Origin of the sequence: Pseudoalteromonas sp. A757, from assembly GCF_004103285.1 — a bacterium.
GTDB classification, from domain to species: Bacteria; Pseudomonadota; Gammaproteobacteria; order Enterobacterales; family Alteromonadaceae; genus Pseudoalteromonas; species Pseudoalteromonas galatheae.
Window position 1 is genome coordinate 285,533 of the sequence record NZ_QNQN01000073.1, and the last position, 14,503, is coordinate 300,035.

General features: G+C 43.2%; 9 protein-coding genes. All 9 read right to left on the reverse strand.

All coding sequences use genetic code 11. The features are described from left to right. Positions 1-11: 11 nt before the first annotated feature. Positions 12-2,333, reverse strand: coding sequence for an MMPL family transporter (locus DRB05_RS18630; RefSeq protein ID WP_128728252.1), 2,322 nt, complete (start codon positions 2,331-2,333; stop codon positions 12-14). After that, positions 2,333-3,334 carry a YCF48-related protein gene (locus tag DRB05_RS18635; protein WP_240036274.1) on the reverse strand — a complete coding sequence of 334 codons (1,002 nt, stop codon included), beginning with the start codon at positions 3,332-3,334 and terminating at the stop codon, positions 2,333-2,335. The genes DRB05_RS18630 and DRB05_RS18635 overlap by 1 nt, the downstream gene beginning before the upstream one ends. Before the next feature lie 78 nt (positions 3,335-3,412). After that, complete coding sequence (locus DRB05_RS18640; protein WP_017218691.1) at positions 3,413-4,780, reverse strand: DUF1329 domain-containing protein; 1,368 nt, start codon at positions 4,778-4,780, stop codon at positions 3,413-3,415. Positions 4,781-4,791: 11 nt separating this feature from the next. Further along, positions 4,792-6,891, reverse strand: coding sequence for a DUF1302 domain-containing protein (locus DRB05_RS18645; protein WP_128728253.1), 2,100 nt, complete (start codon positions 6,889-6,891; stop codon positions 4,792-4,794). Positions 6,892-7,140: 249 nt separating this feature from the next. Beyond that, on the reverse strand, positions 7,141-7,362 hold the full coding sequence (locus DRB05_RS18650) for a DUF2835 domain-containing protein (protein ID WP_010604628.1): 222 nt from the start codon (positions 7,360-7,362) through the stop codon (positions 7,141-7,143). Then, positions 7,363-9,948: an aminopeptidase N gene (gene pepN, locus DRB05_RS18655; protein ID WP_128728254.1), complete on the reverse strand. Its 2,586-nt coding sequence runs from the start codon at positions 9,946-9,948 to the stop codon at positions 7,363-7,365. Positions 9,949-10,083: 135 nt separating this feature from the next. Then, entirely contained in the window at positions 10,084-11,565 is a 1,482-nt protein-coding gene (gene nhaC / locus DRB05_RS18660) for a Na+/H+ antiporter NhaC (protein ID WP_128728255.1), read from the reverse strand. Positions 11,566-11,790: 225 nt separating this feature from the next. Continuing rightward, on the reverse strand, positions 11,791-13,827 hold the full coding sequence (gene prc, locus DRB05_RS18665) for a carboxy terminal-processing peptidase (RefSeq protein WP_128728256.1): 2,037 nt from the start codon (positions 13,825-13,827) through the stop codon (positions 11,791-11,793). A 10-nt stretch (positions 13,828-13,837) separates the two neighbouring features. Further along, a complete protein-coding gene (gene proQ, locus DRB05_RS18670) occupies positions 13,838-14,488 on the reverse strand; it encodes an RNA chaperone ProQ (RefSeq protein ID WP_128728257.1) in 651 nt (216 codons plus the stop codon). Positions 14,489-14,503: the final 15 nt, after the last annotated feature.

Genomic DNA, 14,503 nt, shown 5'->3' on the forward strand with positions numbered 1-14,503 from the left:
AATTATTCACATTATTTTTTCTGGTCAGACCAGATAAGCGTTCCAATTGCCGGTAAAAGCAGCACAGCACCCAGCATATTTACCAAGAACATGAAGGTTAAAAGGATACCCATATCAACCTGGAACTTAAGCGCAGAGAAAATCCATGTGCTTACTCCAATAGCCAGCGTGATACCAGTAAACAGTACCGCACTGCCTCGTTCAGCAAGCGCATTTCTATAGGCCGCAGACAACGGCATACCTTGCTTAAGCTGTCCCATCATTGAGGATAGAATATAAATGCCATAATCGACACCTATTCCCACACCCAAAGCAATGACCGGTAACGTCGATACCGTTAAACCGATTTCAAGCTGCACCATAAGCGCTTGAGCCAGCGTTGATACCACATACAGAGGTAGTACCACTGCGATAGTCGCTCGAACGCTCCTAAAGCTCGCTAAGCATAACAGGATCACGGCACCGTACACGTATATCATCATAGGGACCTGTGCCTCAGAAACAGATTCATTTGTCGCCGCCATTACACCGATTGGACCAGACGCCAACTTAAAGGCAACGTCATCAGTTCCCTCTTCTTCTGAGAACGCTTTGATCTTTGCAATCACATGGTCGATAGATTCCGCCTTATGATCTTCCATAAAGATGATAATAGGCATCACCGAACAATCACCGTTAAGCAGTCCTGAGCTTGTCTCTACTCGAGAGGTAGCTTGAACTAGAGAAGCAGTATTTCTTGGTAACGTCTGCCATTTTAAGTTGCCTTCGTTGTACCCAGCATTAACCGCTTGTGCAACAGAGCTCAAAGAAACTGCCGATTGTACACTGGCCAAATTTTCTACGCGCCATTGGAAACGACTAATACGCTCCATTGTATCGTGCTCAGTACAAGCCGCAGGTGTCGCTTCGACAATGACCTTTAAGATGTCAGAAGAAATGGCATAACGGTCTGAGATAAGAAAAGTGTCTTGGTTGTATCTGGCATCTTCATGTAGCGCCGGTGCACCAGCATGTAAATCACCAATACGCATCTTTTCAGATTGCCAGTAGCCAAATGCGAACAGTACTGCACTGATAAGTAAGATAATTCTGGCTACTTTTTTGTCTGTGGTTTTCACCAAGCACTCTCGCATTGCCTCAAACATACCATGGCTGGCGTTTTTACCATCACCAAGTCGTTTGATATTTGTGGACTCAAAGAACGACGCCATCACTGGAAGCAGTATCAAGTTGGTAAAGATGATAACCGCAACCCCTAAACTGGCAGTAATAGCAAGTTCACGAATAATGCCGATGTCGATTGCCAGTAAGGTTAAGAAGCCAACGGTGTCCGAAAGTAGAGCAATACCACCAGGGATAAGTAATGCTTTAAAACTCGCTTCAGCAGCCACTTTGCAGCTTACCCCTTCCGCTACTTTTTTACCTATCGCGTTGATCATTTGCACACCGTGACTCACGCCAATGGCGAACACTAAGAAAGGCACCAAAATAGACATGGGATCAACACCAAAACCCAAAGTACTGAGTAAGCCCATCTGCCAAATCACAGCAATAAATGAACAGGCGATAGGTAGTAAGGTTAACTTAAAGCTCTTACAAAACATCCAAACCATAATAAAGGTAAAAGCAATCGCTAATGCAAAGAAGAGCACTACACCTTTCGCGCCATCAGCAATGTCACCAGCCATCTTTGCAAAGCCAATGATATGGATACTCACCTTGTCAGTGCTAAGTGGCTCTCTGACCTCAGATTCTAGTTTCTGCGCAAAAGCTAAGGTATCAAGTTTCTCTTGAGTTTGCGGGTCGGTTTCCATTAACTGTGCGGTTACCATGGCACATGAATAGTCGCTTGCAACCATACGACCCACAACTTTTGCTTTTTCAATGTTCTGCTTTACAACCGCTAGGCCTTGTTCGGTGGGTTGGAAATTAGCAGGAATAATAGGCCCACCAGCAAAGCCGTCTTCCACAACTTCAACAAATCTTGCACTAGGAGCAAAGATTGAGTTTACCAATGGGCGATTAACGCCCGGAATAAAATAAAGCTGATCATGCACCGCTTTTAGCTGAGTGAAAAATGGCTCATTAAAGATGTCACCATCTTTATCACAAACAGAAATAAGAATACTATTTGCACCACCAAACTGTTTTTCGTGCTTCAGGTACACCTTCATGTATTCATGATTTAGTGGAATATTTTTGTTAAATGAGGCATCGAGCTGAATTTGTGTGGCTTTGAAGCCCAAAAATACCGTCGTCAGTACGAAAAAAGACACGACGCTAATACGATGCCTAAAGATGGCGTATACCAATTGATTTAAAAACGCTTGCATTAGTTGTTCACCTCTACCTCAGCAATCCCCTGCTCCGTCGCTAGAATTAGCTGATTCTTTTTAACCACACCTGCTAAAATAGAGTGGCCATTTTTTAGTTGTTTTGAGGTTAGCTTACCTGCTTTCAACGTGAATATTACGCCGCTGTTAGCAAACATATAGGTCACATTATCTTTGTGGGCAATGCTATTTATTGTCGCTGTTTTTTGAGTATCGAGCTGTACTATTTGCTGTACATTGCCAATAAATGCGTTGCCTCTAAGGCCCGCAACAATAAGTTGGTTGTCAAAGGTTTGATCAACAGCGAAAAATGATCCGCGATAAAAAGACTCAAATTTTTGCCATGTCTTTCCCAAGTCATCACTTTGTGCCACAAGTCCCATTTCACCGGCAAGGTACATCATGCCTTCGGCGATTAACAGACGATTAAAATGGGGAAGAATAAACGCCGTTTCTTGTTCGTATGCCGCAGGGTCTTGCTCTTTTAAATCGGCTAAATAGTCGACATCGTCGGGGTGAACAAATTCACTGATAAAACGTTTTGTCCAAGATTCACCACCGTCCGTGGTTTCAAAAAACATTCCATAAGCGCCCACAGCAAAGCCGTGTTGCTGGTCAATAAACTCAATATCAAGACAAGGCTTTTCCAATGTTGGTAGATATTGTTTTAGCGCCCATGTTTTACCACCGTCTGTGGTTTTGATTATGCTGGCGTCGTGGCCACACGCCCAACCAATATCTTTGCCTTTGAATGTCACAGAGGTCAACAGTGATTGAATTGGCACCTCTGCCTGCGTCCAGTTTTGCCCTTCTTGTTTAATAATTATTGTGCCGTGTTTACCTACCGCAATTAACGCATCACCGTTATCTGTAATATCTGTGAAAAGCGTTTGCTCTGGGTGAGCGACCATCAGGGCTGATTTTGCTGAAATCTGATCGCTACTTTCGGCTACTGCTACATGCGCCATAGTTAAAATCGAGGCTGCTACTAACTTCTTCATCATGAGAAAACACTCGAGTTGTGAGAGGAAAGGAGGAAGAAGGCTGAAGCGAGGTTGCTTCAGCCTGATAATATTTGATTAACGGCGACCCTCACGGCGCAACGCACCCTGAGTAAACTCGTTATCGTTGAAAGACTGGCTGAAGTCGTACATGTCTTCTTCGTTATCTAACCCAATCGCAAGGTAGCGACGAGAGTTTAGATCATGATAGACATCCAACGTACTCCAATGTGTCGGCACTTCGTAGTAATTAAGACCATGTGCCATCGCGACGCGATACATCTGATCACGGTTATCATAGATATCCGTTACGTGGATTTGCCAGCTATCTTCATCAATATAGAACACACGCTTTTTATAAATATGGCGAGTGCCTTCTTTCAGGTTAGCTTCGACTACCCATACACGGTGTTTTTCATAACGTACGTGTTCAGGGTTGATGTGGCCAGCCATCAAGATATCATCATACTTCAACTTGTCACTATGTAACTTATAGCTGTTGTAAGGGATATACATCTCTTTTTTACCAACTAGTTTCCAGTCGTAGCGGTTTGGAGAGCCGTTAAACATGTCAAAGTCATCTGTTGTACGTAAGCTATCTGACGCAGTTCCTGGTGCATCATATGCAACGTTTGGCGCACGTCTTACACGACGCTGACCTGCGTTATAGGTCCAAGCCTGGCGAGGTGTCAGAATTTGGTCCATGGTTTCATGTACAAGCAGTGCCGTACCAGCAAGACGTGCAGGCTCTGTCACTTGCTGCTTAAACTTAAACAGGATATTTGACTCTTGTAATGCTTCAGGCGTTGCGTCTGTTGCAGAGTACTTAACCAATAACTGCTCATCGAAACCAATAATGTTATAAGCACCTGACTCCGTCGGCATCGCTTGGCCACCGAAACGTGCAATCGACAAGCCACGGAAACGCAATAGGTGGTTCCAGATAGCTTCTAATCCATCTTTTGGCACCGGAAACGGAATACCGATAGCAGTATTTTTAATGCCGTTACCACCTTCGATAAGCTCTGCTGTAGATGCATATTTCTTCGTTGCATCGTACACAAACTGTGGATAAGAAGCGCTGCGTCTAGTTGGGTAAATGTTCATTTTGAACGTTTCTGGATACGTTTCAAATAGTGCAATTTGACCTGGGCTTAGCAGTGACTTGTATTTATCTAAATTTGATTTATCAATTGTGAACAATACTTTGTCATCAGCAAATGGATCTGGATGGTGCATGCCCACTTCATAACCAGCTGGCGGCGCTGTGATCCCACCATTCCAAGCCGGAATGCTGCCATCAGCATTACCCGCTTTCTCTGCACCGATAGGCGTCAAGTCTTTACCTAAACGTGCAACTTCGTCAGCGCTCATTTTAGCCATAGCGCTGCTGGCAGACAGCATTGTAATTATTGTTGCTGCGATAAATGTAGGTTTTCTAAACATATCGAAAGCCCTTAAATTGAATACTTAATGTTGAATGAGATGAAATCACGGTCCGCAAAGGTATTCGTCTTACCACCACCCCAAAACGTGTTATAGCCAAAATCAAATGACCACGAATTTAGGTAGTTAAAGTTAAGATTAATGCCTAGCGATTTACGATCCTCAATGAATAAGAACATAGGATCTGGGGTGATACCGTTAACATCATGTGAGAACACTACGCGTGGAGAAAAATTCACACCACTGAATAGGTTGTTATACTCACCCTTAGCAATAAGGCGATAGCCCCATGCAGAAGCCGACGGGAATGGGTTGGTTTCTGGACCATTTGAAACCGCTTGGTGGATAAGATTGTAATCTCGGCCTGAAAGCCCCTCAATCGTGCCACTTCGGCCAGTACCTGAAACATTCAAACGAAGTTCATCGTACTCTGGCATGTCTTTGATGGTAACAGCACCTACTTCACCGACCACTGCCCAGCTATCTGCACCTAGCGATGGTCCGAACAAATGTGTTGCAGTAAACTGTGCTTGAATAGTGTCTCGCAAAATATAACCTTGTGCGACTTCACCAGGACCCACATAAGCGATATCGTCCCCTTGACTAAGCTGAGATAAACCAGCCAAATCATCACGCAGACCCGCAGCGGCTAACTGCTCAACCATACCTGCGTAAAGTAGTTCAACGTCATCTATCTGCAGTGGTTCATCTTGTCTATATGCCACTTCACCAGCAAATGCGGTCTCACCAATCGCAGTATTAAAACTTAAACCATACAGCTTGATGTCTTCAGGGTAGGTAATTTGCGCTTGAGTAAAGGCGTTTAGGTTAGTGATATTATCTGCCGTAATTTGGTTCTGTGCGATATAAGCTAAGTCAGCCATAATCGCTTGACCTGTAAAGTTAGAAGCTTTACCAGAAATCAAAGGTCTGCGGCTATGGTAATTAATGTAATACAAACCAAATTCAGTGTCGTTTAGCTCTGGAGAGAAAATACCTAAGCGTAAACCGTACTGACCACCATCATCAGGTTCGCTCTTACCGTTATTCCCTTTTCCTTTAAGTGCCACTCTTGTCGGATAAGCCATATACATGGAAGCTGCGGCACTACCCACAGCCTCAGCTGTTGGTACTACGCCTTGCGCAACCAACGCGGCCGTCGCATCAGCATATAAGCTGTTTAACGCATCCGTTAAGTGATATAAATCGATATCAGGATTTGAGGTAAAACCAAGCTGAACATTTTGCATATAACCATTTTCAGATGCAAAATCATTGGTTGAGAAGTAACTACCTGTTGCCGGCAATCTGGTTTCATGCCATTGATACTGATAAAAACCTTCAAGGTTGACGTTTTCAGACAAACCAATCGACGCCCAAAGCATACCTACAGGGATAAAGGCTTCTTTTACTTCAGAGCCAGGCGCTTTCAAACGGTCAATATCCACTGGGTTGACGTTAATGCCATGGGAAATAAGCGTACTTTCCCCCCAGTTAACTACTTGCTGACCTAAACGCACTGAGAGCGGGTTTTTGCCATCATTGAGGTCAAAATCTGCCCAAACAAATGCATCTAGCAAGCGTAAATCAGAACAGACTTGTTTTCTGGTATCGTCGTCTTCACACGGGTCAACTTTTTTGCCTGAAACAGGGTTGCTATACGCAAAATCCCCATCTTCCATTGCAAAGTCGTAGAAATACATGAAACGAGTGAACAAACCATAGTTATCTTTGGTAATTGCTAAATCATGGGTACCTTTTATCAACTGAGAGAAAGTATCTCCAGAGTCAAAATTTAGGTTACCAGCATCACCATTATTTGAATAGGCCCCCTGTTGTGACCAGATTTGTGACGAAGAATAGATGGTGTTGCCAGTGGTTGCTTTATAACCATCCCAGTTAAACTGTGGATGATTACTTTTACCGATGAAATCAAAGTTACGATCTTCAACGCGAATGCTTTGACCATAAGAAAAAGTCGAATCGAAGGTAATTTCGAAATCACCAACCTCAAAACTGGCCGCGTGTACTGACGTGGCGGCAGCTCCCATTACTGCCGCGCTAAGACCGAGCATGATTTTGTTTTTCACAAAGAGCGATCTTTTTATCATTATTTCTCCCCCTTTTGGCGGGTCATGTCTAGAGCTTAAGCTCTTAGAGTTATTGTTTTTTGTTGTCTAAACGATAGAAGCGAAACCGCGAAAATACAAATACTGCTCCACTAAATCAACGCTTTTTCGCCTCTAGGGGCGTATTTTACTCTTGGTAAGACGTCCTACCAGATAATTTATAACACGTATTTCAAGCTTATAACAAACTCATTTAACAAAAATAAAATATGTTTTGCAGTTCTACTTCGATTAAGTGACTTTTTCTAACGATAGAAACTTATTGCTATCATCCAAGATGAGACGGAATCTGCCCCTGATCCCAATTGATGAAATAAAGGGGCGAATACGCTCTGCGGGGAAGCGAATACTCTTCCCCCCATCTTCAATCACTTGCACTGAAGTATAGTGCCCGTAGTAGTAACCGAGGCACTTGTCGTAGCTCAGATCCATGTAAAAGAAGTACTCTTTCATCTACTGCGCCAGCGCCTTCTCTACCTTTTCATATAAGTCGTCGCTCAAGCCTTCTAAGTTAGCCAAACGGCTCAACTGCGCGCGCATCAGCTGTTGGCGTGTTTCATCATAACGCTTCCATGACATGAACGGCGTAATCATACGAGACGCATTTTGTGGATTGATACTGTTTAGCTCCACTAGTAGGTCTCCCAATAACGCATAGCCCTTACCATCTGTACGATGGAATTGCGCAGGATTAGTTCTTGCGAAGCTTCCTATCAATGCGCGAACACGGTTAGGATTGCCTTTGTCAAAACAAGGATGCGCATAAAGCGTATTTATATTCGATATCACCTCATCATTAGGTAAGCTTGCACTTAATGCAAACCATTTGTCCATGACTAGACTATCGTGACGCCATTGACTATCAAACTGACTGAACAAACTTTCCATCTTTGTGTGCTGGGCGGCGACAGCCGCTTTTAATGAGCCCAGCTTAGTGGTCATATTGTTTGATGAAAATTGACTATCGAGGGCGCTGTCAACACTATCAGAGTCTGTTTTCGCTAAGTAATAAAGCGCTTTATTTTTGAAGGCTCTGATCGCAACATCCTTTGCTTCTAGTGAGCCTGAGTCTTGTAAAGACAAATAAGCGAGTTCAAACACCGATTGGAGTGATTGTGCAATTTGCATTTCAAATGCATCGGAAATTGAAACGAGCTTATCTACTGGGATAATTTCAAATTGACCGGCTAGCGTGTCGAATGTAGGTAAGGTCAAAAGCTCAGCCAGTAGTGCAAGATCTCCTTCTAACGTTTCCACTAATGAGGACAACGCGCCGAGGACTTTTGAATCCAGTTCGTTATCACCTGACGTAACCGCTCGCTTAACTTCAATCATAAAGATTTGCTGTATTGCTTCCCAACGAGCGTAATCACTCCGCGCAAAACGCAATATGTGTAATAACTCATCAATGCTGTAGCGGTACTCCATAACCACAGGTGCTGAGAAATCTTCAAGCAATACAGGAACCGGCTTGCTTGTAACTCCCCCAAACTCAAACCGCTGTTCAAATTCAGTAATATCTAACGCTCGTTGTATGTCTCCGTGCTTCGTTACCAAGGGGATGCTTTCACCTTGCTCATCCAAAAGCTCTAGCTTAAATGGAATATGCAGTGGCGCGTTCACAGGGTCGCAATCAGCATGGCGTTGGCTCACCGTAATTGCATATGTTTGAGTCTGTTTGTCATACTCGGTTGCCACTTTTACTCTTGGCGTACCAAATTGCTCGTACCATAGTTTAAATTGCGTTAAATCGACACCAGAGGCGTCCATCATTGCATTAACGAAATCATCACACGTCACTGCTTGTCCATCATGACGTTCAAAGTAGAGCTTCATCCCTTTTTGGAAGTTCTCTTCCCCCAGCAAGGTATGCATCATACGGATGACTTCAGCGCCTTTGTTATAAACAGTCACGGTATAGAAGTTATTCATTTCAATAACTTGCTGTGGCCTTATTGGATGTGCCATTGGTCCCGCATCTTCCGCAAACTGATGCGTACGCATCGCCATTACTGCGTCGATACGGTTTAGGCCTCGAGAACCTAAATCGCAGCTAAACTCCTGATCTCTAAATACGGTTAGGCCTTCTTTTAAACTAAGTTGAAACCAATCTCGGCAAGTGACCCGGTTCCCTGTCCAGTTATGGAAGTACTCATGTCCAACTATCGATTCAATAGTGTGAAAGTCTCGGTCTGTCGCAGTTTCTTGGCTTGCCAACACACAGGCACTGTTAAAAACATTTAGCCCCTTGTTTTCCATTGCCCCCATATTGAAAAAATCAACTGCGACAATCATGTATATATCGAGATCGTATTCCAAATCGAACCTTGTCTCATCCCATTCCATGGCTTTTTTTAGTGACGTCATAGCATGGGGAGCTTTATGTAAATTACCTTTATCAACAAATAACTCCAGCTTTACCTCTCTACCCGACGTAGTGGTGTAATTGTCTTCTAATACGTCAAAGTCGCCGGCAACCAAAGCAAACAGGTAGCTTGGTTTTTTATGTGGATCATGCCATTTTGCAAAATGTCTACCATCACTTAGGCTCCCTTCTTCGACTTTATTACCATTTGAGAGTAAGTAGCGATACTTTGATTCACCAATGATAGTCACTGTGTAGGTCGTCAGTACATCAGGTCTATCCATAAAGTAGGTAATTTTTCTAAAACCTTCTGCTTCACATTGCGTGCAGTATGCGCCATCAGAGAGGTATAAGCCTTCAAGCGACGTATTCGTTTGCGGTGAAATCTTAGTGACAATTTTGAGCTCAAAAGCCTCTGGCAAGTTAGAAAGGATCAATTCAGAATCGGATTTTTCAAGGCTTTGCCATTCTGTACCATCTACCTGACAAGACACCAACTCTAAGTCGACACCGTCCAATATTAATTGTGTCGCATCGCCTACCGCGACAAACTGACTTACTGCAGTCACAATGGTATTTCTTGGGCTTAACTCAAAGGTCAAACAAAGCGCATCAACGGTATGGCTTGGTGCAAGGTAATCTTTAAGAAATTTAGCTTGTGGTTTTTGAGTCATATATAGTCCTTACAAAAACGCCCCAAAAAGGGGCGAGTGATAAAACAAATTCGATATCGCCAACTCTAAGGATAGGCGTTTTATTTCTATTTGACCTGTTGGAAAAGGCCTGAGCAAGATTGCAAATGCGCTACTTTACGCTCGGCCTACTTTCTCATTTGGTTCTTCCGCGTTTACCGTTGGTGGCGTAATCTTGAGGATCTTGATACCAAGGTACGCGTAGATAACAGCCAGCACAGGATTGATCAAGTTAAAGAATGCGTACATGGCATAATCAAACGGATTGATCAGCAGTACACTTTGCATATATGCGCCGCAGGTGTTCCAAGGGATCAGTGGACTGGTGATTGTGCCACCATCTTCCAGCGTACGAGAGAGGTTTACACTCTTCAAACCGCGCTTTTTGTATTCTTCTTTGAACATACGGCCAGGGACAACAATCGCGATATACTGATCCGCTGCAACTAGATTTGTACCAATACAAGTTGCAATAGTCGAGGCAATCAGTGAACCCGTGCTTTTTGCAATTTTAAGAATGCTACGTACGAAGACATCAAGTAAGCCAGTTTTTTCCATAATGGCACCAAACATCAATGCTGTCATCACCAGCCAAGTTGTCGTTAGCATTGATGACATGCCACCACCACTTAACAAGTCGTCCATTTTTGCATCGCCTGTTTGCAATGCAAAACCATCAAAGAAAGTCGCCCACACTAATTTCACATAACCTACTAACTCACCTTGGCTAGCGTCAATTTGGCTTGCAATTAGGTCACCTTGGAACAGCACTGCCCATATAGCCCCAATCACCGCGCCAATTGAAATCGCCGGAAAAGCGGGCATTTTCTTGATAGCAAGCCCAAGTAGCACCAGCAAAGGAACTAGCATTAATAGATTAATGTTGAAATTAGTTTGCAGTATCGACACTATTTCATCTATTCGCCCCGCTTCGCTTGACACTTCAGCATTAAAGCCCATTACGATAAATATGATGAGTGCAATTACGAAGCTCGGCACAGTAGTCCAAAGCATATGTTGAATATGATCAAACAAATCACTACCCGCGACCGCAGGCGCTAGGTTTGTGGTTTCAGATAGTGGGCTCAACTTATCTCCAAAATAAGCACCTGAAATCACTGCACCCGCAGTAACGACTTGATCTAAGCCAAGCCCCGTCGCCACGCCTAATAGCGCCACACCTATGGTTGCAGCTGTTGTCCACGAGCTGCCTATACTCATCGCCACAATTCCACAAATCAAACAACTCGCGGCATAAAACCAACTTGGATTGATAATTTGCAGACCATAGTAGATCAGCGTAGGAACGGTACCGGACAATAGCCAGGTACCTATTAAAGCACCAACCATCAGTAAAATGATAATAGCGCCAAGAGAGATAGTTATCCCCTTGATCATCGCTTCTTCAAGCGTCTTCCACGTAAAACCATTTTTTAGGCCAACAAGCGCCGCAGTGAATGTTGCAAAAAGCAAGGCTATTTGGTTTGGACCCGATGATGAACTGTCACCATAGAGGTACACCGCAGCACCTAGCAAAGCGACCAACAAAGTGATCGGAATAAGAGCGTCAATAAATGACGGCTGTTTTTGTTGTTTCAAAAGGAATACTCCTACGCACGACGACCCATGCTTATAATTATTTTATTTGCAGTATACCGCTTTGAGCCGTTTTGAGTAGCTAGGTTGCCAGTGGTCGAGCCACGCACCATTCTCAAAAAGCCTCAAAAGAGTATCAGCTTAGAAAATCTCGCAGATGATAACAAAATTTGTTAAGTAAAAGTAAGAGTAAAAGAAATAATAAAAGGCGCTTGAAGCGCCTTTTATTTATTTTTTAACTTCGTTTTTGGCTATTCGCCCGTATGAAATTAGGTCCTGCGTGATCAGGGCAGCCTCTTCAAGGTACGGGTCTAATTCCGAAATAACCTCTGGCGTATCGTCCAAATCTTTAACGGGCTCTAATCCTAGACGCTTCAACCTTTCATTTGTCCGCTTCAATACCAGATCATCACGATCTTCGCGCTCCTTGATACGTTCAGCTTCAACTAATGAAATCGCCTTATCGTCTTTACGCGCTTTGTATTCTTCAATGTCTTTATAAATATATTCGAATTCAGGCTCAACTTTTACTCGCTCATCATGGCGTTTACTCAAGTACTGAATGGTTGGCGACAAGTTATCTAAACTCGCATATTTTGCACGAACAATACTATCCCAAGGTAGTGCGTTATCCTCTTGGCTTTCTCCCCACTCTTCAGGATTGATTGCCGATGGTAGCAAGATATCAGGGATCACGCCTTTATGTTGTGTACTACCACCGTCGATACGATAAAACTTCGCAATCGTGTAAGTTACACTCCCTAAAGGGTTTTCGAATAAATCGTAATTTTTGCCCAGGCCACGATGTTGTTGCACGGTACCTTTACCAAAGGTTTGCTCACCAATCACTACAGCTCGGCCATAGTCCTGCATCGCAGCAGCAAAAATTTCAGATGCTGATGCACTGTAGCGGTCAACTAACACAGTCAAAGGTCCATCGTAGAAGGTAATGCCATCTCTATCTTGTTGACTTTCGACACGATTGTAAGCGGTATGGATCTGAACAACTGGACCTTGGTCAAAGAATAAACCGGATAGCTGGGTTGCTTCGTAAAGCGAGCCACCGCCATTTTGGCGAAGGTCAATGATAACCCCATCGACTTTGGCTTCTTTAAGTTTAGCGATTTCAGTTTTTACATCTTGAGAGAGATTATTGTAGAAACTCGGAATTTCTATCACGCCTATTTTACTTTGTAGCTCTGAATATTTAGCTTCAAAGACAGAAGATTTAACTGCGCGATCTTCTAATTTTACTTTGTCACGAACAATTTCAACAACTTTAGGCGTTCCGTGACTATCAGTACCTTTAAGGTATTGAAGTCGAACCTTAGTTCCCTTAGGACCTTTGATCAAATCGACCACATCATCTAAACGCCAGCCGATAACGTCTACAAATTCTTTATCATCTTGTGCTACGCCGATGATTTTATCGTCCGGCTTAAGTTTTTCAGTTTTGTCCGCGGGACCGCCAGGGACTAAACTACGTATCACGGTGTAATCTTCATCGTAACTTAACACTGCACCAATACCTTCAAGCTCTAGGTCCATATCCATTTTGAACTGTTCGGCACGGCGTGGCGAGAGATAGGATGTGTGCGCTTCAATGCTACGTGCAAACGCATTCATAATAACTTGGAATGCATCTTCACTGTTCGTTTGCACTAGACGTTTTTGCGCATTTTTGTAGCGCTTGGTAAGAACTTCTTTGATCTCTTCCCAATTTTTGCCCGTCAACTTTAAACGCAGCGCATCAGATTTAACGCGCTGGCGCCAATATTCATCAAGCTCACTTGTCGCGGTTGCATAATTTTGCTCTTCTCTATCAAAAATGAACTCATCTTTTTTATCGAAGCTCATTTCTTTGTCGAGTAAGCTAATAGCAAAATCATAGCGCTCAAAACGACGCTTCATGCTTAGATTAAACATATCGTAAGCAAAACCCAGTTTTCCTGAGATCAATGCATCATCAAATTGTTTACGATATTGTTGAAAACTATCGATATCCGACTGTAGAAGCAAAGACTTATTAAAGTCGATGGCTTCTACGTAACGATCGAAGATTTTATCCGATAAGCTGTCATCAAAGCTGAAGCGTTTGTAGTGTTGTCGAGTAAATAGGTTAGTCACTCGTTTACTAGCCGTTGTATGTTGCGCTTCAGGTTTAAGGACCGGCAAGTCCTTAATAGTGACTGTGCTTGTTGAGGCTAAAGTAACACTCGATACGAACGCGGCGACTAGGGAAATGAGTGGTAACTTTTTACTCATATACAACTCCTTACTGGATATATAGGCTATCTGCTTTAGTTTTGACTTGCATTCCTGTTACAAGCTCTACGTGCACTTCATCATTTTTGACTTCAGTGATGGTAGCGTTAACAAGCGCTTGGCCAAGTTTAACTTTAACTTTATTATTAACCTTGACCTGTTCAGCCGGTAAAGGTTCAACTTTACCACTGCGCTTTGGTTTAACTTCAGCATGTTTATTACTCATTTTAGGGCGCTTTTGGTCTTGACGATCCCTTGAGTAAGGTTTCTTTTTGTAAGATTTTGTTTCGCCATCGCGATTGTTTGGACGCTGTGGCTTTTTGCGCTTAGCCATTTTTGCACGACTCTCAGCCAATGCTTTTTCTGCGTGTTCAACGTGCTCTTGCTCAACCTTTTCTGCTTGATTGCCGTCTAGGTCTACGCGAAATTCGTTCTTGGTAACTGCTTCGAGATAACGCCAGTTTGAAGTGTATTTACGAAGTGCTTGACGTACTTGAGTTTTACTGACTTTATCAGAGCCCTCAATTCGTTCAGCGATATCTTTAAAAATACCGACCTTTAGTGGCTTAATCCCATCCTTTTGCTTGAAGCAATTAGGAAATTCTGAAAATAAGAAGTCTAATACTTCATTTGTGTCTTTTAGCTTGTTTGTGGTTTCCATTTTTAAACCTATTAA